Origin of the sequence: Streptomyces sp. NPDC006733 (genome assembly GCF_040636125.1) — a bacterium.
Classification (GTDB): Bacteria; Actinomycetota; Actinomycetes; order Streptomycetales; family Streptomycetaceae; genus Actinacidiphila.
Genome location: NZ_JBEYJD010000020.1, coordinates 32995 through 53763, shown reverse-complemented (window position 1 = coordinate 53763; position 20769 = coordinate 32995). Strand labels below are relative to the sequence as shown.

The 20769-nt window shown below is 70.9% G+C and carries 20 protein-coding genes; 9 read left to right on the top strand and 11 right to left on the bottom strand.

Features of this window, described 5'->3' with window-relative positions:
• Nucleotides 1–113: 113 nt before the first annotated feature.
• The gene (locus ABZ721_RS19225; RefSeq protein ID WP_358789813.1) at nt 114–1640 is read left to right on the top strand and encodes an FAD-dependent monooxygenase; all 1527 of its coding nucleotides are present in this window, start codon (nt 114–116) and stop codon (nt 1638–1640) included.
• Between the two features lie 83 nt (nt 1641–1723).
• Here ABZ721_RS19225 and gcl read toward each other — a convergent pair whose 3' ends face one another.
• The 5 genes from gcl to ABZ721_RS19200 all read right to left on the bottom strand — a co-directional run bounded on the left by gcl (nt 1724) and on the right by ABZ721_RS19200 (nt 8093).
• On the bottom strand, nt 1724–3502 hold the full coding sequence (gene gcl / locus ABZ721_RS19220) for a glyoxylate carboligase (RefSeq protein WP_358789812.1): 1779 nt from the start codon (nt 3500–3502) through the stop codon (nt 1724–1726).
• Between the two features lie 219 nt (nt 3503–3721).
• Nucleotides 3722–4450, bottom strand: a complete 729-nt coding sequence (locus tag ABZ721_RS19215) for a hypothetical protein (RefSeq protein WP_358789811.1) — start codon at nt 4448–4450, stop codon at nt 3722–3724.
• Nucleotides 4451–4630: 180 nt separating this feature from the next.
• Nucleotides 4631–6088 (bottom strand): catalase, encoded by a 1458-nt coding sequence (locus ABZ721_RS19210; RefSeq protein ID WP_358789810.1) that lies wholly within the window; start codon nt 6086–6088, stop codon nt 4631–4633.
• Between the two features lie 271 nt (nt 6089–6359).
• Entirely contained in the window at nt 6360–7256 is an 897-nt protein-coding gene (locus ABZ721_RS19205) for a 2-hydroxy-3-oxopropionate reductase (protein ID WP_358789809.1), read from the bottom strand.
• Between the two features lie 15 nt (nt 7257–7271).
• A complete protein-coding gene (locus ABZ721_RS19200; protein ID WP_358789808.1) occupies nt 7272–8093 on the bottom strand; it encodes a TIM barrel protein in 822 nt (273 codons plus the stop codon).
• A 122-nt stretch (nt 8094–8215) separates the two neighbouring features.
• Between ABZ721_RS19200 and ABZ721_RS19195 the strand changes: the two genes are divergently transcribed.
• From ABZ721_RS19195 to ABZ721_RS19160, 8 genes are all read left to right on the top strand, one after another.
• Entirely contained in the window at nt 8216–8467 is a 252-nt protein-coding gene (locus ABZ721_RS19195) for a hypothetical protein (RefSeq protein WP_358789807.1), read from the top strand.
• 53 nt (nt 8468–8520) lie between these two features.
• Nucleotides 8521–8841 carry a helix-turn-helix domain-containing protein gene (locus ABZ721_RS19190; protein WP_358789900.1) on the top strand — a complete coding sequence of 107 codons (321 nt, stop codon included), beginning with the start codon at nt 8521–8523 and terminating at the stop codon, nt 8839–8841.
• 100 nt (nt 8842–8941) lie between these two features.
• Nucleotides 8942–9448 (top strand): 2-oxo-4-hydroxy-4-carboxy-5-ureidoimidazoline decarboxylase, encoded by a 507-nt coding sequence (gene uraD, locus ABZ721_RS19185; RefSeq protein ID WP_358789806.1) that lies wholly within the window; start codon nt 8942–8944, stop codon nt 9446–9448.
• The gene (uraH, locus tag ABZ721_RS19180; protein WP_358789805.1) at nt 9445–9831 is read left to right on the top strand and encodes a hydroxyisourate hydrolase; all 387 of its coding nucleotides are present in this window, start codon (nt 9445–9447) and stop codon (nt 9829–9831) included. The genes uraD and uraH overlap by 4 nt, the downstream gene beginning before the upstream one ends.
• Nucleotides 9832–9838: 7 nt before the next feature.
• On the top strand, nt 9839–10762 hold the full coding sequence (gene pucL / locus ABZ721_RS19175) for a factor-independent urate hydroxylase (protein WP_358789804.1): 924 nt from the start codon (nt 9839–9841) through the stop codon (nt 10760–10762).
• Between the two features lie 168 nt (nt 10763–10930).
• On the top strand, nt 10931–12304 hold the full coding sequence (locus ABZ721_RS19170; RefSeq protein WP_358789803.1) for an 8-oxoguanine deaminase: 1374 nt from the start codon (nt 10931–10933) through the stop codon (nt 12302–12304).
• A gap of 250 nt (nt 12305–12554) precedes the next feature.
• Nucleotides 12555–13979, top strand: coding sequence for a nucleobase:cation symporter-2 family protein (locus ABZ721_RS19165; RefSeq protein ID WP_358789802.1), 1425 nt, complete (start codon nt 12555–12557; stop codon nt 13977–13979).
• Nucleotides 13980–14070: 91 nt separating this feature from the next.
• Complete coding sequence (locus tag ABZ721_RS19160) at nt 14071–14709, top strand: TMEM175 family protein (RefSeq protein ID WP_358789801.1); 639 nt, start codon at nt 14071–14073, stop codon at nt 14707–14709.
• Between the two features lie 18 nt (nt 14710–14727).
• Here ABZ721_RS19160 and ABZ721_RS19155 read toward each other — a convergent pair whose 3' ends face one another.
• The 6 genes from ABZ721_RS19155 to ABZ721_RS19130 form a co-directional block, all read right to left on the bottom strand.
• A complete protein-coding gene (locus ABZ721_RS19155; RefSeq protein WP_358789800.1) occupies nt 14728–16224 on the bottom strand; it encodes an oligopeptide:H+ symporter in 1497 nt (498 codons plus the stop codon).
• 129 nt (nt 16225–16353) lie between these two features.
• Entirely contained in the window at nt 16354–17154 is an 801-nt protein-coding gene (locus ABZ721_RS19150; RefSeq protein ID WP_358789799.1) for a GNAT family N-acetyltransferase, read from the bottom strand.
• Nucleotides 17155–17156: 2 nt separating this feature from the next.
• Entirely contained in the window at nt 17157–17645 is a 489-nt protein-coding gene (locus ABZ721_RS19145) for a GNAT family N-acetyltransferase (RefSeq protein WP_358789798.1), read from the bottom strand.
• A gap of 28 nt (nt 17646–17673) precedes the next feature.
• A complete protein-coding gene (locus ABZ721_RS19140) occupies nt 17674–17970 on the bottom strand; it encodes an SCO5918 family protein (protein WP_358789899.1) in 297 nt (98 codons plus the stop codon).
• A 153-nt stretch (nt 17971–18123) separates the two neighbouring features.
• Nucleotides 18124–19743 (bottom strand): malate synthase A, encoded by a 1620-nt coding sequence (gene aceB, locus ABZ721_RS19135; protein ID WP_358789797.1) that lies wholly within the window; start codon nt 19741–19743, stop codon nt 18124–18126.
• Between the two features lie 165 nt (nt 19744–19908).
• A complete protein-coding gene (locus ABZ721_RS19130) occupies nt 19909–20565 on the bottom strand; it encodes a nucleotidyltransferase family protein (protein ID WP_358789796.1) in 657 nt (218 codons plus the stop codon).
• Nucleotides 20566–20769 lie beyond the last annotated feature (204 nt).

Here is a 20769-nt window from a genome sequence, read left to right as displayed (position 1 = left end):
CGGAAGTGCAATCAGGTCAGAAACGTTACCAGGTTGCATATGAAACTCGGTCATGGTTCTATTCCTGTGTCGGCGTCGGACGGGCGTCGGCGGGGGTCGAGGAGGGGCAGCCGATGAGCAGCGTGCTGATCGTGGGGGCGGGGCCGACCGGGCTGACGCTGGCGTGTGAACTGGCGCGGCGCGGCACCGCCGTGCGGATCGTGGAGCGGACGCCGCAGCCGCAGACCGGTTCGCGGGGCAAGGGGCTCAACGCGCGCAGCCTGGAGGTGTTCGAGGGCCTGGGGATCCTCGACCGCATGCGGTCGATCGGCCGGGACGACCTGGTCTTCCGCAAGTACCGGGATGGTGCGGTGGTCGCCGACACCGACCCCTTCGGGGCGTTCACCCCGGGGCCCGGGACGCCGTACGTCCGCGGGCTGCTCGTCGCGCAGGGGAGCGTCGAGCGGGTGCTGCGGGACCGGCTCGCCGAATGGGGCGTGCGGGTGGAGTTCGGCACTGAGGTGGCGGGGTTCGAGCAGGCGGAGGACGGGGTGACCGCCACCACCGTGGCGGGGGAGCGGATCGAGACGTCCTACCTGGTGGCGTGCGACGGGGGCCGCAGCGGTGTCCGCAAGGAGCTGCCGGTCACCTTCGAGGGCCGGACGCTGTCGGAGCAGCTGATGGTCATCGGGGATGTGGACGCCGAGGGCCTGAGCCGGGACTTCTGGCACCAGTGGATCGACGCGGACGGCGGCCTCATGCTCTGCCCGCTGCCCGGCACGTCGGCGTTCCAACTGCAGGCGGCCCCCGAGCGGGACGCGGAGGGACAGCCGGTGGAAGCGTCGCTGGAGAGCTTCCAGCGATTGTTCGACCGCCATGCGCGGATGCCCGGCGTCAAGCTCACCAGCCCCGCCTGGATCTCCACCTACCGCGTCAACGAGCGCATGGCCGACCGCTTCCGCGTGGGCCGGGTGCTGCTCGCCGGGGACGCCGCCCATGTGCACTCCATCGCGGGCGGCCTCGGGATGAACACCGGCATCCAGGACGCGCACAACCTCGGCTGGAAGCTCGCGCTGGTGGCCGCGGGCCGGGCGGGCGACCGGCTGCTCGACACCTACGAGGAGGAGCGGCTGCCGATCGCCGCCTGGACGATCGACACCAGCGGCGAGCTGTGGCGCGCGGTCTCGCAGTCGATCAGGACCGCGGGCAGCGGGACGGAGGGCGTGGTCACGTCCGACATCCTCGGCCTGGGGCTGGGCTACCGCTGGAGCCCACTGGCCGTCGAGCGCGACGACCGCGCCGACGACGCCCCGGTGCGCGCCGGCGACCGTGCGCCCGACGCACCGCTGCGGGATGCCGACGGCGCCGCCGTGCGGCTCTTCGAGATCTTCGCCGGCACGCACTTCACGCTGCTCGGCTTCGGCCCCGGCAGCGCGGCGGCCCTCCGGGAGAGCACGGAGCGGCACGGCGACTCGGTGTGGAGCTATCTGATCGGGCCGGGCCCCGGCGGCCTGGACGACTTCGCGGGCCACGCGGCCCGCGAGTACGGCGTCACCGGCGACGCCCTGGTGCTGGTCCGCCCGGACGGGCACATAGCCCTCACCGCCCCGGCGGGCGACGTGCGGGCGGTCGACGACTACCTGGACTCGTTGCGGGGTTAGGTCCGGGCACGGCCGCGCCCCCCGGCGGTCAGGTCGGCCGGGGGGCGCGGTCGGGAGGTGCGGGTCCCGCTGGTGCGGCGGGGTCAGACGAGCGGCAGGACCGCGGTCGGGGCGTGGCCCGGCTCGGTGGCGATGTCCTCCCACTCGTTGACGCTGGCGATGTCGCTGCCGCTCATCGAGATGTTGGTGATGCGCTCCAGGATCGCCTCGACGACCACCGGGACGCGGTACTCGGCGGCCAGCTTCTTGGCCTGCTCGAAGGCGGGCAGCAGCTGGTCCGGCTCGGTGACCCGGATCGCCTTGCAGCCCAGGCCCTCGACGACCTTGACGTGGTCGACGCCGTAGACGCCCAGCTCCGGGGAGTTGATGTTCTCGAACTCCAGGTTGACCTGGAAGTTGATGTCGAGGTTGCGCTGCGCCTGGCGGATCAGGCCCAGGTACGCGTTGTTGACCAGGACGTGGACGTACGGGATCTTGTGCTGCGCGCCGACCGCCAGCTCCTCCAGCATGAACTGGAAGTCGTAGTCGCCGGAGAGCGCGACGACGCTGCCCTCGGGGTCGGCCTTGGCGACACCCAGCGCGGCCGGGATGGTCCAGCCGAGCGGGCCGGCCTGGCCGCAGTTGATCCAGTGCCGCGGCTTGTAGACGTGCAGCATCTGCGCGCCGGCGATCTGGGACAGGCCGATGGTGGTGACGTACCGGGTCTCCGGGCCGAAGGCGCGGTTCATCTCCTCGTAGACGCGCTGCGGCTTGATCGGCACGTTGTCGAAGTGCGTACGGCGCTGCAGGGTCGCCTTGCGGTGCTGGGTGGACGCGGCCCACTCGGCGCGGTCGGGCAGCTTGCCCGCGGCCTTCAGCTCCTTCGCCACCTCGACGAAGAGCTCCAGGGCGGCCCGGGCGTCCGACGCGATCCCGTACTCCGGCGCGAAGATCTTGCCGATCTGGGTCGGCTCGATGTCGACGTGCACGAACGTGCGGCCCTTGGTGTAGACGTCCAGCTTGCCGGTGTGGCGGTTGGCCCAGCGGTTGCCGATGCCCAGGACGAAGTCCGACTCCAGCATCGTCGCGTTGCCGTAGCGGTGCGAGGTCTGCAGGCCGACCATGCCGGCGTTGAGCGGGTGGTCGTCGGCGATGATGCCCCAGCCCATCAGGGTGGGGACGACCGGCGTGCCGGTCACCTCGGCGAACTCGACCAGCAGCTCGGAGGCGTCGGCGTTGATGATGCCGCCGCCGGCGACGATCAGCGGGCGCTCGGACGCGAGCAGCAGCGAGATCGCCTTCTCGATCTGGGCGCGGGAGGCGACCGGCTTGTAGACCGGCAGCGACTGGTACGTCTCGGGGTCGAACTCGATCTCGGTCAGCTGGACATCGATCGGCAGGTCGATGAGGACCGGGCCCGGCCGTCCCGAGCGCATCAGGTGGAACGCCTGCTGGAAGACGCCCGGGACCTGCGCGGCCTCCAGGACGGTGGTAGCGGCCTTCGTGACGGGCTTGGCGATCGAGGCGATGTCGACGGCCTGGAAGTCCTCCTTGTGCAGCACCGCGACCGGGGCCTGGCCGGTGATGCACAGGATCGGGATCGAGTCGGCGATCGCCGAGTAGAGCCCGGTGATCATGTCGGTGCCGGCGGGACCCGACGTACCGATGCAGACGCCGATGTTGCCCGGGTTGGCGCGGGTGTACCCCTCGGCCATGTGGGAAGCGCCCTCGACGTGGCGGGCGAGCGTGTGGTCGATGCCCCCGCCGGCCTTGAGCGCGGCGTAGAAGGGGTTGATCGCGGCGCCCGGCACACCGAACGCGTCGGTGACGCCCTCGAGCTTGAGGATCTCCACGGCCGCACGGGCGGCAGTCATACGAGGCATCGGTACTCCTGGGTCGGACTGTCGGGGTGGGCTCTTGCTGCGAGGCCAGGGCGCCCGGGTTCCGTCGTACTAGATTCCGTAATGCGGAAGTCTAGTTCTGCTATATGGAAGTAATCTAGATCGAGCCCTCCGGCCCGTCAAGGCGCTACCGGCTCCGGACACGAAAAAGCGGGCTGCCGACCGGCAACCCGCTCTCGTCGAAACTCGTTTCACAGCTGGTCAGGTGATGGCGGGGCCCGTTCGCATCAGGGTGTCGGCCGCGTCGTTCACCGGTTGGGGGGTGCCGGTCAGGTCCATCACGAAGAGCGGGACGCCCAGCTGGTCGGCGCGCAGCCGCGCGTCGTGGGCGTAGCCGGCCAGGGAGAAGAAGGCGCCGACGGCGTCCTCGTTGAGGCAGTTGAGCCACAGGCACTCGATGTCGCGCAGCGCGGTGGGCTCGGTGGTGGGGTCGATCTGGGCCACCAGGTCGTCGCCGCGCAGGTCGATGCCGTTGGCGGCCTGGTCACCGGCGAGCCGGACGCCGGCGAAGCCGAGCCACTTCAGGTACTGGGCGGCGGCGGTCAGCGCGTCACGGGCGGTGCGGATGGTGACCGGGCGGAACGGCGGACGCCGCGCGGGCGGCGGGGGTCCGGCGGCCGGGGGCAGTGGGCGCGGTGCGGCCGGGGCCGGAGCGGGGAGGGCGAGCGCCGCGGTGTCGACCGGCATGCGGATCACCGAGCCGCAGTCGCAGCCGAACTCGGGCTGCGGCCACTGGTCCTGCCGACCGCAGTCGGGGCAGCGCATGCTCACCCACGAGTCGTCCCACGAACGGTGCCGTATCTCGACCGGGACTCCGCCGCGCAGCAGGGGGAGCGTCAGCGGCGTGCCGCAGGCGCAGGGGTAGGTGGTGGTGCTGAACGCGTGCTCGCGGCGGCAGGCCGGGCAGCGCACGGGCACACTCTCTGCCATGGTTCGTTCTCCAAGGCGGGCTCCGGCGATGGTCGTTACCCCATCTTGCAGGAGATTGGAGCCGCCCGGCGACGCGGTTGGCGCGACAGGACAGTCGTCGCGCCGCCGGGCGGAACCTGCAGCCCGCGCCACCGTGACCTACCCCTCAGAAGTTCACGGTGGTGCGGGCCGGTCTGTGGGTCAGCCCTCGCGGATCGCGCGGACCGCCGCTTCCACGCGCGCACCGTACTCGGTGTCCGCGGCGTGGAAGTGGGACAGGTTGCGGTCGATCACGTCGTCGCGGGTGACCTGCGAGAGGAACCCGGCGATGTTGGCGACCAGACGGGACTTCTCGTCCTCCGACATGAGCCGGTAGAGCTCGCCGGCCTGGAAGAAGTGGTCGTCCTTGACGTGCAGCGGCGCCTCGTGGGTGCCGGTCCAGCCGGACACCGCCTGCGGGGCGGACAGCGCCAGGTCGGTCTGGGCCGGGCCGTCGTACGAGTTGGGCTCGTAGTTCTTCAGACCGCGCTTGCCGTTGCGGGTGGCCGCCAGGCCGTCGCGGCCGTAGTTGACGGCCTCGGTCGCCTTCGGCGCGTTGACGGGCAGCAGTGTGTGGTTGACGCCCAGGCGGTAGCGCTGCGCGTCGGCGTAGGCGAAGAGCCGGCCCTGCAGCATCTTGTCCGGGGACGGGCCGATGCCGGGCACGAAGTTGTTCGGGGAGAACGCGGCCTGCTCGACCTCCTGGAACACGTTGTCCGGGTTCCGGTCCAGCACGAGCCGGCCCACGCGCTGCAGCGGGTAGTCCGCGTGCGGCCACACCTTGGTGACGTCGAACGGGTTGAAGCGGTAGTCCGCCGCCTCGGCCGCGGGCATGATCTGCACGTGCAGCGTCCAGGACGGGTTCACCCCGCGCTCGATGGCCTGCACGAGGTCGCGCTGGTGGCTGTTGGCGTCGGCGCCGACCTGCTCGGCGGCCTGCTCGGAGGAGAGCGAGCGCACGCCCTGGTTGGTCTTGAAGTGGTACTTGACGAAGAACGCCTCGCCCTGCGCGTTCGTCCACTGGTACGTGTGCGAGCCGAAGCCGTTCATGTGGCGGTACGAGGCCGGGATGCCGCGGTCGCCGAAGAGCCAGGTGATCTGGTGGGTCGCCTCGGGGGAGTGCGACCAGAAGTCCCAGACGTTGTCGGCTTCCTGGATGCCCGTGAACGGGTCGCGCTTCTGCGAGTGGATGAAGTCCGGGAATTTGATCGGGTCCTTGATGAAGAACACCGGGGTGTTGTTGCCGACGAGGTCGTAGTTGCCCTCTTCGGTGTAGAACTTCAGCGCGAAGCCGCGCGGGTCGCGCACGGCGTCGGCGCCGCCGAGGCTGTCCGCGACGGTCGAGAAGCGGATGAACGTCTCGGTGCGCTTGCCGACCGCGCTCAGGAAGTCGGCGCGGGTGAAGCCGGTGACGTCGTCGGTGACCTCGAAGTAGCCGTAGGCGCCGGAGCCGCGGGCGTGCACGACGCGCTCCGGGATGCGCTCACGGTTGAAGCGGGCCAGCTTCTCGATGAGCTGCTGGTCCTGGATCAGCAGAGGGCCGCCGGCGCCGGCCGAGGCGGAGTTCTGGTTGTCGGCGACTGGGGCGCCGGACTCGGTTGTCAGCGTGTGCTTGGGCATGGCGGCCTTCCGTAACTACCAAGGGAAGCGAAAGCGTGTGGGTCGGTAGACCGGACAGTAGGTACCGGCCCCGAGAGATGTCAACAGATTGTTGAATGTCCTGGTGGCGCGAGGTGCGGCAGGTGGTGCGGCACCTGGTGCGCGGTGTGGTGCGGCGCTTGGTGCCGCCCGGCGGTGCGTTTGGGCGCGACAGGACAGGTCACGCACCGCCGGGCGGAATCGGGGGGCGAGGCGGGGCCTCGCGGGCCGGCCGGGGCCGGCGGCGGGCACGTCAGTCGTTGACGGGCAGGCCGGACAGCCGCTCGACACCGCGCAGCAGCGCCGAGTGGTCCAGGCCGCCGTCACCCTGGGCGCGCAGCGAGGCGACCAGGTTGGCGACGACGGAGCCGACGGGCAGGGCCGCGCCGACGTTGCGGGCGGCGTCGGTGACGATGCCCATGTCCTTGTGGTGCAGGTCGATCCGGAAGCCCGGGGCGAAGTCGCGCTTGAGGAAGTTGTCCTTCTTGCGCGTCAGCACGGTGGAACCGGCCAGACCACCGTTCAGGACCTCCAGGGCGGCTTCCAGGTCCACACCGGACTTCTCCAGGAAGACCACGGCCTCGGCGCAGGCCTGGATGTTGACCGCGACGATGAGCTGGTTGGCGGCCTTGACCGTCTGGCCGGAGCCGTGCGGGCCGCACAGGACGATCGTCTTGCCGAGCTTGTCGAGGATCGGCTTGGCGGTGTCGAAGTCGGCCTTGTCGCCGCCGACCATGATCGACAGCACGGCCTCGATGGCACCGGCCTCGCCGCCGGAGACCGGGGCGTCCAGCACGCGGATGCCCTTGTCGGCCGCGGCCTTCGCCAGGTCCACGGAGGTCTGCGGGGTGATCGAGGAGGTGTCGATCAGGAGCGCGCCGGACCGGGCGTTCTCCAGGATGCCGTCCTCGCCGTAGGCGATGGCCTCGACCTGCGGGGAGGCGGGCACCATCGTGATGATGACGTCGGCGTCCTCGACGGCCTCGGCGATGGAGCCCGCGGCGGTGCCGCCGTTGGCCGCCAGGCGGTCCAGCTTGGCCTGCTCAAGGGTGTACCCGGTGACGGAGTAGCCCGCCTTGACCAGGTTCTCGGCCATGGGGGAGCCCATGATGCCGAGGCCGATCCACGCGATCTTCGGAAGAGTGCTCATGAGTGACCTTTCGGATCAGCGGGCGGAGAGCCACTGGAAGTTGTCGGCGCTCGGGCCGGTGGGCTTGTACTCCAGGCCGACGTAGCCGTCGTAGCCGGCCTTGTGCAGGCGGTCCACGAGGTCGTCCAGCGGCAGGGTGCCGGTGCCCGGCGCGCCGCGGCCCGGGTTGTCGGCGATCTGCACGTGGCCGGTCCTGTCGGCGTAGCGGTCGATGACCTCGTTCAGGTCCTCGCCGTTCATCGACAGGTGGTACAGGTCCATCAGGAACTTGGCGTTGCCCAGGCCGGTGGCGGCGTTGACCTGGTCGACGACCTCGATCGCCCGCGGTGCGCTGACGATCGGGCACAGCGGCGACTCGGGCTGGTTCAGCGCCTCCACCAGGAGGATCGCGCCGACGCGGTCGGCGGCGCGGGCGGCGAGCACCAGGTTCTCCAGGGCCAGGGCATCCTGGACCTCGGGGGCCACGCCCTCCACCCGGTTGCCGTAGAGCGCGTTGAGCGCCGTGCACCCGAGCGACCGGGCGAACTCCGCGGCGACGTCGATGTTCGCGCGGAAGCGGTCCGACTCCTCGCCGGGGATCGACAGCGCGCCCCGGTCGGGGCCCGGCAGCTGCCCGGCGTAGAAGTTCAGGCCCACCAGCTGGGTGCCGGCGTCGTTCAGCGCGTCGCGCAGTGCGTCGAGCTCGGACTGGGCGGGGGTGGGGGTCTCGATCCAGGGCCACCACAGCTCGACCGCTGTGAAGCCGGCCGCGGCGGCTGCCGCGGGGCGCTCCAGAAGCGGGAGTTCCGTGAAGAGGATCGAGAGGTTCACATCGAAGCGCGCTTCGGAGAGGCTCACTAGCGTTGCGCTCCTTCCGTATTGCGGAAGTTAGTTTCTGCTTAACGGAAGACTGAACGAACCGGGCGCCGGCTGTCAAGTGCGGATGTCGCCACCCGAGGCCGACCGGTTAGGTTGGGCCCGTGAAACTGAGGCTGGAATTCACGACGGAACCGTTCGATCTGGACGAGGCTCCCGGCCACGCGCTGGTCGCCCGGGAGGTCGTCGGCGCGGCGGACCTGGACGCGGTGGACGTCGGACCGTTCGGCAACACCGCCGAGGGCTCCCCCGAGGCGGTGGTGGCCGCGGTGGCGGAGCTGCTGCGGCGCACCGTCGACGCGGGCGCCACTCGGGTCTCGCTGCAGGTGAGTGTCATCGGGGAGGGCGATAAGTGACCGGAACCGGGGGGCACCCGTTCGCCGAGGCGGTCAAGCCGCTGGTGGACGCCATGGGAGCCGAGATCATCGCGCCGGACCAGGCGCGTGGCGACGACGTGGTGCTCAGCTGGGAGGGGGAGGCGGTGCTCGCCGTCCGGCTGCCCCATCTGGCCGATTCGCTCGATCACATCCTGGCCGACCTCCAGCGCCGGCACGGCGCGCTGTCCGAGCTGAACCGCAAGGACAAGCAGGGCGTCGTGCGGATCCTGGAGGAGCGCGGCGCGTTCTCCGTGCGGCACGGGGTGGAGACGGTCGCCTCCGCCCTGGGCGTGAGCCGCTTCACCGTCTACAACTACCTGAACAGGGAGAACGCGGCGAAGGCCGCCGAGTGATCGCCGGGCGGCCTCGTTCGTAACCTCCCGTCCTCCTTTGTTACGGGAAGTTTTCAACAAAGTGTTGACGCGGGCGGATCCCGGCTCTTAGCTTGCGGCTGTGACTTCCAGCGCTTCGCCGGGCCTCGCCCGGCTCAACTCAGCCACCGCGTCCGACGCGGCCGGACTGCTGCACGAGGTGTGCGCCAGCCGGTCGTGGGGCGCGGCGGTGATCGCCGGCCGGCCGTACCGGGACCTCGACGCGCTCTTCGCGGCGAGCGACGCGGCCATGGCAGGACTGACCGCCGACGACCTCGGCGAGGCGATGGCCGGCCACCCGCCGATCGGCCGCCCCAAGCCGGGCGACCCGACCTCCGAGCGCGAGCAGGCCGGCGTCCAGGAAGCGGTGCGCGAGGAGCTCCTGGAGCTCAACCTCGCCTACCAGGACGCCCACAGGCACGTCTTCCTGATCTGCGCCACCGGACGCACCGGCGACCAGATGCTGGCCGCCCTCAAGGAGCGGATCGGCAACGACACGGACACCGAACGCGAGATCGTCCGCGCCGAACTGGGAAAGATCAACCGCATCCGGCTGACCCGCCTCGCAGAACAAGGAGACCCGGCATGACGGAGACCTCCGTGTCCACCCACATCCTGGACACCAGCGTCGGCCGCCCCGCCGAGGGCGTCCCCGTGGAGCTGTCGGTCCGCACCGGCATCGACGCCCTCTGGGCGCCGCACGGCGTGTCGAAGACCGACGCCGACGGCCGCTGCAAGGACCTGCCGGCCCTGCCGGAAGGCACCACACACGTACGGCTCGACTTCGCCGTCGAGCAGTACTTCACGGCACCAACCATCTCAGCCGAGGAACAGCAGGACGCCCCCCGCGCAAGGGACAGCGGCGCGTTCTTCCCGGAGGTGGCGATCACGTTCGCCGTCAAGCCGGGTGAGCACTACCACGTACCGCTGCTGCTCAACCCGTTCGGCTACTCCGTATACCGAGGGAGCTAGCACCGACATGCCCACGATTCTCGGCCAGAACCAGTACGGCAAGGCGGAAAACCGCGTCGTCAAGATCACGCGGGACGGCGACACCCACCACATCAAGGACCTCAACGTCTCCATCGCCCTGTCCGGCGACATGGAGGAGGTCCACTACTCCGGCAGCAACGCCAACGTGCTGCCGACCGACACCACCAAGAACACCGTGTACGCCTTCGCGAAGGAACACGGCATCGAGTCGGCCGAGCAGTTCGGCATCCACCTGGCCCGGCACTTCGTGACCAGCCAGGAGCCGATCAAGATCGCCCGGATCCGGATCGAGGAGTACGGCTGGGAGCGCATCGCGACCAGCGACGGCAACTCCCGCTTCATCGGCGCCGACGAGGTCAACCACTCCTTCGCCCGCACCAACCAGGAGCTGCGCACCACCCAGATCACCTACGACGGTGAGACGTGGGAGGTCATCTCCGGCCTGAAGGACCTCAAGGTCATGAACTCCACCAACTCGGAGTTCTGGGGGTTCGTGAAGGACAAGTACACGACCCTCAAGGAAGCGTACGACCGCATCCTGTGCACCGAGGTGTCGGCGAAGTGGCGCTACAACTGGACCAGCGACGACGAGCGCATGCCCAACTGGGAGAAGTCCTACGAGCAGGCGCGCAAGCACATGCTCCAGGCGTTCGCCGAGACCTACAGCCTCTCGCTGCAGCAGACGCTGTACCAGATGGGCGCGCGCATCATCAACAGCCGCTCGGAGATCGACGAGATCCGCTTCTCGCTCCCGAACAGCCACCACTTCCTGGTCGACCTCGAACCGTTCGGCCTGAAGAACGACAACGAGGTGTACTTCGCCGCCGACCGGCCCTACGGGCTGATCGAGGGCACCGTGCTCCGTGACGGTGTCGAGGCCCGCATCCCCGTGGACCTCACCAACCTGTAGTACGTCTGCCTCGTCCCCCGACGCGCGCGCCGGCGTCACGGTCCCCGCACCCCGTGCGGGTACCAGGGGGAGAGCGGGGGCATCTGCGCAAGGAAGTACCGCGGGCCCGGTCGTCACCCCGCTCGACCCCCGGGCCCGTCCATCGAGAAGGAAGCACGAGGAACTGCCATGGCAGCACCGCGCATCGTCATCGAGAACTGCGCTATCGCCACCGTGGACGCGAACGACACCGAGTACGCCTCGGGCCATGTCGTCATCGCGGGCAACCGCATCGAGTCGGTAGGCGCCGGCGCTGCTCCCCAGGGCCTGACCGGCGTCGTCCGCCGCGTCGACGGCACCGGCCATCTGGTCACCCCGGGCCTGGTCAACACCCACCACCACTTCTACCAGTGGCTCACCCGGGGCCTCGCGCAGGACAGCAACCTCTTCAACTGGCTCGTCGAGCTGTACCCGACCTGGTCGCGCATCGACGAGGAGATGGTCTACGCGGCCGCCCAGGGCTCCCTGGCGATGATGGCCCGCGGCGGCGTGACCACCGCAATGGACCACCACTACGTCTTCCCCCAGGGCTCGGGAGACCTGCTGGGCGCCGAGATCCGCGCCGCCAGGGAGATGGGCGTCCGCTTCACCGCCGCCCGCGGCTCCATGGACCGCGGCAAGTCCGACGGCGGCCTGCCGCCGGATTTCGCCGTCGAGACCCTCGAAGGCGCGCTGGCCGCGACCGAGGAGGCCATCGACACCCACCACGACTCCTCGTTCGACTCGATGCTGCACATCGCCGTCGCCCCGTGCTCCCCCTTCTCCGTCTCCACCGACCTGATGCGCGAGGGCGCGCTGCTCGCCCGCCGCAAGGGCGTCCGGCTGCACACCCACGGCTCGGAGACCGTCGAGGAGGAGAAGTTCTGCCACGAACTCTTCGGCATGGGCCCCACCGACTACTTCGAGTCCACCGGCTGGCTCGGCGACGACGTGTGGATGGCGCACTGCGTCCACATGAACGACTCCGACATCGCCGCGTTCGCCCGGACCAGGACCGGCGTCGCGCACTGCCCGTCCTCCAACGCCCGCCTCGCGGCCGGTATCGCCCGCGTCCCGGACATGCTCGCCTCGGGCGTCCCGGTCGGCCTCGGCGTGGACGGCACCGCCTCCAACGAGTCGGGTGAGCTGCACACCGAACTGCGCAACGCGCTCCTGATCAACCGCCTCGGCGGCGGCGAGAAGGCGCTCAACGCCCGCCAGGCGCTGCGCCTGGGCACCTACGGCGGCGCCCAGGTGCTCGGCCGCGCCGACCAGATCGGCTCCCTCGAAGCCGGCAAGCTCGCCGACCTCGTGCTGTGGAAGCTGGACGGCATCGGCCACTCCTCCATCGCCGACCCGGTCGCCGCGCTGGTGATGGGAGCGGCCGCCCCGGTCACCCTGTCGCTCATCAACGGCAGGCCGGTGGTGGAGAACAACCACCTCACCACGGTCGACGAGGACGCCATCGCGCGCCTCACCCGCGTCCAGGCCCAGCGCCTGGCCAAGATCGCGGGCCTCGTCTAGACCCCGCCCCCAGAGCAACCGGTCAGGGAGGGACGGCCCCTGACCGGCCGCCGGTCCCGCGTTCGCGCGGACCCGGCAGCGCCGCCCCCGGCCCGTGGACCACGGTCGGTCCCGGATCCCCGGGGGCGGCGTTTTGTGTACCCCCACATAACGAAGAACCGCTGTTCACACCCCTCCGCTTGATGGCAAGACCCGTACATGCACCTCCCTGAAACCCGCAGTGCGCTTCGCGTAACCGACAGGAGGAACCGTGGTCGCTCAATCCGTGGCACCGGATTCGGTACATCCCGTGGACCAGACCTTGCCCCCGGGCAAGCTCATCACCAGTGGCTTGCAGCACGTGGCCGCGATGTACGCGGGGGTGGTGGCGCCGCCCCTTGTCGTCGGTGCGGGGATCGGCCTGTCCACCGCCGACATCACCTTCCTCATGGGAGCCAGCCTCTTCACCGCGGGCCTCGCCACCCTGCTGCAGACCCTCGGCATCTGGAAGATCGGCGCCCGGCTGCCGTTCGTCAACGGCGTCTCGTTCGCCGGGGTCGCCCCGATGCTCGCCATCGGCAAGTCGGCGGAGCCGGGGCACGCGCTGCCCGTCATCTACGGCGCGGTGATCGTCGCGGGCGTGCTGGGGTTCGTCCTCGCCCCCTACTTCTGCAAGCTCGTCCGCTTCTTCCCGCCCGTCGTCACCGGCTCGGTGATCACCCTGATCGGGATATCCCTGCTGCCGGTCGCCGTCAACTGGTCGCAGGGCGGGGTGGCGACCGCCCCGGACTACGCGTCGGTCTCCAACATCGCGCTCGCCGCCGCGACGCTCGCCATCGTCCTGGTCCTGCGCAGGATCCTCACCGGCTTCCTGCAGCAGATCGTCATCCTCATCGGCCTGGTGCTCGGCACCCTGATCGCCATCCCGATGGGCAAGTCGGACTTCAGCCCCATCAAGGACGCGGGCCTGGTCGGCTTCCCCGACCCGTTCCACTTCGGGGCGCCCGAGTTCCAGATCGCGGCCATCATCTCGATGTGCGTCGTCATGCTGGTCTGCATGACGGAGTCGACCGCCGACATCCTGGCGCTCGGCAAGATCGTGGACAAGCCCGCGGACGAGAAGATGCTGGCCGCCGGGATCCGCGCCGACGCCCTCGGCTCGGCCCTCAGCCCGGTCTTCAACGGCTTCATGGCCAGCGCCTTCGCGCAGAACATCGGCCTGGTCGCCATCACCAAGGTCCGCAGCCGCTTCGTCGTCGCCGCGGCCGGCGGCATCCTCATCCTGCTCGGCCTGTGCCCGGCGCTGGCCTCCGTGATCGCCCTCGTGCCGCAGCCGGTGCTGGGCGGCGCCGGCATCGTGCTCTTCGGCTCGGTCGCGGCCAGCGGCATCAAGACCCTCACCGAGGCCGACCTCAACGACGGCAACAACCTGCTCATCGTCGCCACCTCGGTCGGCGTCGGCGTCATCCCGGTCGTCTCGCACACCTTCTACGCGCACTTCAACGACCACATGAAGATCATCCTCGACTCCGGCATCAGCACCGGATGCCTGGTCGCGGTCGTCCTGAACCTCGCCTTCAACCACCTGGGCCGGGGGCCCGGAGCCGGCGACCGGGACAACGCGACCGACCCCTGCGACCTCGCCGCCACCGACGAGCAACTGGCCCCCACCACCTCGGTGTTGCCCGTCCACTGACGCTCTGCGCGAACGGAGGGGCAGCCCGCGATCCGGGCCGCCCCTCCGCGTGTCAGGATGTGCCGATCACGGCACTCGGAGGGGGACGGGCATGAATGAGTCGGGTCGGGTCGAGGCGTTCAGCGACGGGGTGTTCGCCATCGCGATCACCCTGCTCGTACTGGAGATCAAGGTCCCGCCGCACGCGGGCGACCACCTGTGGTCGGCGCTGGGCGAGATGTGGCCGTCGTACGCCGCGTACGCGGTCACGTTCCTGGTCATCGGCATCATGTGGATCAACCACCACACGATCTTCCGGTACATCGCGCGCGTCGACCGCACGCTGCTCTTCCTCAACCTGCTGCTGCTGATGTGCGTGGCCGCGCTGCCGTGGCCCGCCGGGCTGATGGCCGAGTACCTGCGGGAGGGTGACGCCTCGCATGTGGCCGCCGCCGTCTACAGCCTCTTCATGGTCGCCCACGCGGTGGCCTACCAGGCCCTGTGGTGGCACCTGACGAAGACCGGTCATCTCTTCGACAGCCGGGTCGACGTCGCCGCCGCCCGGGCGACCCGGCGGCGCTTCGCCGTCGGATCCGTGGTCTACCCGGTCACCGTCGGCCTGGCGTTCGTCTCGGCCCCGCTGACGCTGGCCGTGCACGGCGTGCTCGCCGTCTACTACGCCTTCAACCAGGTGCCGGTGCCGACCCGTGAGCAGGGGCAGGAGCCGGTGGTGGCCGGGGCCGACGGGTGAGGCGGCCCCGGCCGGGGGTCAGACGCCCAGGCGGGCGCGCAGCCGGCGGCTGCCGAGGATGAGCGCGGCGCCGGCGAGCAGCGCCGGGATGCCCAGCGCCAGGTAGTAACCCGCCCCCGGCGTACTGGTCTTGGACAGCTGCACGGCGTGCCCGCCGACGCCCGCGCCCAGCGCCGCCGCCAGCCAGAACAGGCCGATCATCTGGCTGACGAACGTCCTGGGCGCCACCTCGGTGGTGACGCTCATGCCCACGGGGGCGAGCGCCACCTCGCCGCACGCCTGCAGCGCGAACGCCACGATCAGCCAGAGCGGCGACACCAGGTGGCCGTCGGAGCCGACCACCGTCGCCACCGCCATCAGCAGCAGGCTCAGGCCCATCAGCCCGAGTCCGATGCCGAACTTGGCGGGCGCGCCCAGCCGGTCGCCCAGCCGGACCCACAGCCAGGCGGAGACCGGGGCGGCGGCGAGGATGAACAGCGGTACCAGCGCCTGGAACCAGCTGGCCGGGACGGTGACGCCGCCGATGGTCCGGTCGGTGTTGACCTTCGCGAACAGGCTGAGCACGGTGCTGCCCTGGATGTAGAGCATCCAGAAGAAGGCGGCCGACAGGAAGAGCCAGATGTAGGAGCGGATCCGCTCCCGCTCGCGTGCGGTCACCACCGGGTTGCGCAGCAGCCGGCGGAAGCAGACCACCGGCAGGACGATTGACAGCAGCCCGCCGAGCGCGAGCGCGTGGCGCAGCTGGAACGTGCCGGCGGCGGCGTCCGCGCCGTAGACGATGGTCAGCACCGTCAGGACGGCGGCGGTGCGGCGCTTGACCCGGCGCCACGTCTCCGCGCTCGCGGGCCGCTCCGGCCGCTGTCCGATCTCCCCGAAGTACTTGGTGCCGCGCAGGAACTGCGCCAGCCCGAGGAACATGCCGAGGGCCGCGGCGCCGAAGCCCAGGTGCCAGTCGACGGACTCGCCGAGCGCGCCGCACACGATGGGCGCGGCGACCGCGCTGACCTGGATGCTCATGTAGAAGATCGCGAACCCGGCGTCCCGTTCGGCCCGGGAGTCGCGGGCGTAGCAGGCGGCGAGCACGGTGGCGAGGTTCGGCTTGAGCAGCCCGGTCCCGGCCGCGATGAGGCCCATGCCGACGTAGACGGTCGGCACGGCGGGCAGCGCCATCGAGCAGTGTCCGGCCGCGATGAGGACGCCGCCGTACAGGGTGGCCCGGCGGGCGCCGAGGATGCGGTCGCCGAGCCAGCCGCCGGGGACCGAGGCGAGGAAGACCGTCGCCAGGTACACGCCGAACAGCGCGGTGGCGGTGTCCTCGGACAGGCCGAGGCCGCCTTCGGCCTCGGTGGCGGAGGCGTAGAGGAAGAGGATCGCGGCCATGCCGTAGAAGCTGAAGCGCTCCCACATGTCCAGGCCGAACAGGGTGGTGAACCAGCGGGGACGGCCCAGGAAAGTGCCGCCGAGCGGCGCGGCGGACTCCTCTCCCGCAGTGGCCGTCGTGGTGGGAGCCGCCATGGGACCTCCTCCGGGCAGGGCCGGGCGGGAGCGCGGCCAGTGTGTCTGGGGAGGTTGCCAGCGTCCGATCGGGGACGGCTCAAGAACGTGCGAGCCGTCCCCGACCGGATCCGGTGGTTCCGGGGCGGGTCAGCCGCGGTCGGCCGGCGGCTTCCAGACGTACGGGGTCGTGGTGGTGACCGGCAGCAGCCCCAGCCGGGCCAGGATCGGCCGGCTGTCGTCGGACGCGTCGACCTGGAGGTAGCGCACCCCCCGCGCCACGGCGAGCCGGGCCCGGTGGGCGACGAGGGCGCGGTAGATGCCCCGGCCGCGCCAGGCGGCGAGCGTGGAGCCGCCCCACAGCGACGCGAACTCCGTGCCGGTGTGCAGCCGCATCCAGGCGGCCGAGACGACCTCGTCCCCCGCCTCGGCGACGACCACCACCGAGGGGTCGCCCTCGCCGTTCAACTCCCGTTCCAGGGCGTCCGGCAGCCAGCTGTGGTCGTGGCCCCAGACGGCCTCCTCCATGGCCTGGATGCGCTCCAGGTCCCGGCGGGCGGTGACCTCGCGCAGCGTCACGCCCTGCGGCGGGGCCGCCTCCGCGGCCAGCTCGGCCGCCTCGCCCACCAGCACCGTCTCCCGCTCGTCGGCGGCGAATCCGGCCGCCGTCAGGCGCTCGGGGAGGTCGGCGGGCAGGTCGTGGCCGTGGTACTTCCACTCCACGGCCACGCCGAGCGCCGCGAAGTGGTCGCGCTGCGCGGCGATGAACGTGTCGAGCTCCGTGCCCCGCAGGCCGCCGAGGTCGCGGTAGGTGATGAGCCCGCCGTGCCCCTCCAGCACCTGCCGGACCACGGGGCCGGAGCGCTCCGCCGCCTCGCGCTGCACGCCGCGCTCCCGGAGCTGCGCGTCGTAGGCGTCGCGGTACGCGAGGGCGCGTTCGTCGTCGGTCATGGTCAGAGCCCCCGGTACATGATGTGCAGCCCGACGTAGCCGTCGTCCGGGTGCAGGAAGCCCTCCGGGACCGTGCCGAGTATCTCGAAGCCGAGCGACTCGTACAGGCCCACCGCCCGGACGTTCGACGCGACGACCGCGTTGAACTGCATCCCCCGGTACCCCTCGGCGCGCGCCCAGCGCAGCGACTCCTCGGCCAGCGCCCGGCCGGTGCCGCGCCCGGTGTGCTCGGGGGCGACCATGTAGCTCGCGCTGGCGATGTGGGCGGAGCCGCCCATGTGGTTGCGGTTCATCTTCGCTGTGCCGAGCACGTTCCCGTCGTCATCGACGGCGACCACCGTGCGCGAGGGTGCCCGGAGCATCCACATGTCGCGCGCGGTGGCCTCGTCCAGGTCGCGGGGGTAGGTGAAGGTGTCCCCGCGCGCCACGATGCCTTGCAGGAACGGCCAGATGGCGGGCCAGTCGTCAGGAGTCACTTCTCGGATGAGCATGACGCTCATCATGGAGGCGACGGTGAGGTCAGGTCCAGTACGGCGGGGACTGCGGGAGCACGTCCGGAACCTCCGCGGGCGGCGCGGGGGCGGGCTTCGGGAAGCACGTGAAGCCGAGCTTCTCCAGGGCGCGGACCATCTGCGCGGCGCTGAAATCGCGCGGGTCCTGCCGGGTGATGAGCGCGCCCACCTGCTTGACGGGGTAGGTTTTGCTGCCGATCTTCACGGACTCGCCGGTGATGGCTTCGGGCTTGACCCCGCTCATCTTCTGCTCCACCTCGCTTGCCTGCAGATAGAAGGAGACTCCAGCGATGGTGCAGCGGATCATCATGCCTCAGCAAGGGCAGAAGGGACGTAACAGGAAGTCCCACGTTGTCACATACCGGCACGATGGCACAGCTCCACCGAATAACGAAGCAGGCCCCGGCCCAGGGGGCCGGGACCCGCCCGTGCGGTGGGACAGGTGGGAAACGGCAGGTCAGCCCAGCAGTTCGTAGGCCGGGAGGGTGAGGAAGTCGACGTACTCCTCATCGAGCGCCGTGCGCAGCAGCAGGTCGTGCGCCTCGGTCCACTTGCCCGCGGCGAAGTCCTCCTCGCCGACCTCGGCGCGGATGGCGGCCAGTTCCTGCGCGGCGACGCGCCGGACCAGGTCGGGGGTGGCCTTCTCGCCGTTCTCGAACACGACGCCCGCGTTGATCCACTGCCAGATCTGCGAGCGGGAGATCTCCGCGGTGGCGGCGTCCTCCATCAGGTTGAAGATGGCGACGGCGCCCAGGCCGCGCAGCCACGCCTCGATGTAGCGGGTGCCGACCTGCACCGCGCCCACCAGGCCCTCGTAGGTCGGCTTGGCGTCCAGCGAGTCGATGGCGAGCAGCTGGTCGGCGGTGACGTGGACGTCCTCGCGCAGCCGGTCCTTCTGGTTGGGCCGGTCGCCGAGGACCGCGTCGAAGGAGGCGCGGGCGATCGGCACCAGGTCGGGGTGGGCGACCCAGGAGCCGTCGAAGCCGTCGCCGGCCTCCCGGTCCTTGTCGGCCTTGACCTTCTCGAAGGCGACCTTGTTGACCTCCGCGTCGCGGCGCGAGGGGATGAACGCGGCCATGCCGCCGATCGCGTGCGCGCCGCGCTTGTGGCAGGTGCGCACCAGCAGTTCGGTGTACGCGCGCATGAAGGGCGCCGTCATGGTCACCGCGTTGCGGTCCGGCAGCACGAACTTCTCGCCGCCGTCGCGGAAGTTCTTCACGATGGAGAAGAGGTAGTCCCAGCGGCCGGCGTTCAGGCCCGCGGCGTGGTCGCGCAGCTCGTAGAGGATCTCCTCCATCTCGAACGCGGCGGTGATCGTCTCGATGAGGACGGTCGCGCGGACGCTGCCCTGCGGGACGCCCACGTACTCCTGCGCGAAGACGAAGACCTCGTTCCACAGCCGCGCCTCGAGGTGCGACTCGGTCTTGGGCAGGTAGAAGTACGGTCCCTTGCCCTTCGCGATCAGCCGCGTCGCGTTGTGGAAGAAGTACAGCCCGAAGTCGACGAAGGCGCCGGGGACGGCCTCGCCGTCGACCGTCAGGTGCCGCTCCTCCAGGTGCCAGCCGCGCGGGCGCATGACGACGGTGGCGAGCTCCGCCTCGTCCTTCAGCGCGTACGACTTGCCCTCTTCGGTGGAGAAGTCGATCCGGCGCTCGTAGGCGTCGATCAGGTTGATCTGGCCGCCGACGACGTTCTCCCAGGTGGGAGCCGAGGCGTCCTCGAAGTCCGCGAGCCAGACCTTGGCGCCGGAGTTCAGCGCGTTGATCGTCATCTTGCGGTCGGTGGGACCGGTGATCTCGACGCGGCGGTCGTTCAGCGCCGCCGGGGCCGGGGCGACCTGCCACTCCTGCGCGCGGACATGTGCGGTGTCCGCGAGGAAGTCCAGGGTGCCGGTACGGGCGATCTCGGCGCGGCGCTCCCTGCGGAGCGCGAGCAGCTCGGATCGGCGCGGGGTGAAGCGTCGGTGCAGCTCGGCGATGAAGGTCAGGGCCTGCTGCGTCAGCACCTCCTCCGCGCGGGGGACGGTGGGCGCGTCGTCGGCGACGACGGCCGCCGAGGACGGCACTGCTGCGGACATGGCTGACTCCTCCAGGGGACAAAGGGTGCCGGGCGGCCGCTGGGTCATGGCCTGCGGCACGGGGTGCCGGGCCTTACCGGAATACGGGCGCTTCTGCGAGGTGGAGCATAGTATCCGCATTGCGGAAGATCAACGTTTTGTGGCACGCGGTGCAGCGGGTTCGGTTCACGGCTCGCTCACGGCCTTGAGAAGGTGCAGGTCATCGGGGGTGTCGATGTCGGCGGGGTCGGCGATGTCACCACACTCCACGAGGGTGATCGCCGCCTGGTGGCGCTTCAGGTAGTCGCGGGCGCCCTGATCGCCGCCGGCCAGCTCCGCGACCTCCGTCCAGCGGTCCGCGCCGAACAGCACCGGATGGCCGCGCCGCCCCCCGTACGAGGCCGCCGCCAGGCTCGACGGGCCCCGGTACGCGTGGACCACCCGCGCGACCGCCCCCGCGCCGATCCCCGGCTGGTCCACCAGCGCCACGACCACCGCCTGCGCCCCGGTGCCGGCGCGCTGCGCCGGCGTGTCCGCCAGCGACCGCAGGCCCGCGCGCAGCGAGGACCCCATGCCGCCGGCCCAGTCCGGGTTGTCGACCACGACGCATCCGTCCAGGTCGGCCCGCTCGCGGACCGTGCCGGCCGCCGCCCCCAGCACGACGTGCAGCGGCCCGCACCCCGCCTCGCGCAGCGCGCGCACGGCGTGCTCGACGAGCGGCCGGCCCGCGTACTCCAGCAGCGCCTTCGGGCGGCCGCCCAGGCGCCGCCCGCCGCCGGCCGCGAGCAGCAGGCCTGCGACGCGGGGGAGGGCGGCGGAATCGCTCGGTGCGATGGGTTTCATGCCTCCTGCCTACAGGACCGGGCGGCCGGAGGCGAGGACGTGGCGGGCCGGGGAGCCGCCGGACGAGGACGCGGCGGGCCGAGGGGAGCAGGCGCCTCGGCCCGGCGCGAGGGTCCGGCCGGCTCGGGTGAGGGCCCGGGCGGCCCGGGGGAAGGGTCTGGCGGGGCCCCGGCGAAGAGGGGCAACCAGGGGCGTTTGGGCTCA

Bases quoted from the DNA above. Each gene is read 5' to 3' on its own strand.
- ABZ721_RS19225 (WP_358789813.1), top strand. From the start codon at position 114: ATGAGCAGCGTGCTGATCGTGGGGGCGGGGCCGACCGGGCTGACGCTG.
- gcl (WP_358789812.1), bottom strand. From the start codon at position 3,502: ATGCCTCGTATGACTGCCGCCCGTGCGGCCGTGGAGATCCTCAAGCTC.
- ABZ721_RS19215 (WP_358789811.1), bottom strand. From the start codon at position 4,450: ATGGCAGAGAGTGTGCCCGTGCGCTGCCCGGCCTGCCGCCGCGAGCAC.
- ABZ721_RS19210 (WP_358789810.1), bottom strand. From the start codon at position 6,088: ATGCCCAAGCACACGCTGACAACCGAGTCCGGCGCCCCAGTCGCCGAC.
- ABZ721_RS19205 (WP_358789809.1), bottom strand. From the start codon at position 7,256: ATGAGCACTCTTCCGAAGATCGCGTGGATCGGCCTCGGCATCATGGGC.
- ABZ721_RS19190 (WP_358789900.1), top strand. From the start codon at position 8,521: ATGGGAGCCGAGATCATCGCGCCGGACCAGGCGCGTGGCGACGACGTG.
- uraH (WP_358789805.1), top strand. From the start codon at position 9,445: ATGACGGAGACCTCCGTGTCCACCCACATCCTGGACACCAGCGTCGGC.
- pucL (WP_358789804.1), top strand. From the start codon at position 9,839: ATGCCCACGATTCTCGGCCAGAACCAGTACGGCAAGGCGGAAAACCGC.
- ABZ721_RS19170 (WP_358789803.1), top strand. From the start codon at position 10,931: ATGGCAGCACCGCGCATCGTCATCGAGAACTGCGCTATCGCCACCGTG.
- ABZ721_RS19160 (WP_358789801.1), top strand. From the start codon at position 14,071: ATGAATGAGTCGGGTCGGGTCGAGGCGTTCAGCGACGGGGTGTTCGCC.
- ABZ721_RS19155 (WP_358789800.1), bottom strand. From the start codon at position 16,224: ATGGCGGCTCCCACCACGACGGCCACTGCGGGAGAGGAGTCCGCCGCG.
- ABZ721_RS19150 (WP_358789799.1), bottom strand. From the start codon at position 17,154: ATGACCGACGACGAACGCGCCCTCGCGTACCGCGACGCCTACGACGCG.
- ABZ721_RS19145 (WP_358789798.1), bottom strand. From the start codon at position 17,645: ATGCTCATCCGAGAAGTGACTCCTGACGACTGGCCCGCCATCTGGCCG.
- aceB (WP_358789797.1), bottom strand. From the start codon at position 19,743: ATGTCCGCAGCAGTGCCGTCCTCGGCGGCCGTCGTCGCCGACGACGCG.
- ABZ721_RS19130 (WP_358789796.1), bottom strand. From the start codon at position 20,565: ATGAAACCCATCGCACCGAGCGATTCCGCCGCCCTCCCCCGCGTCGCA.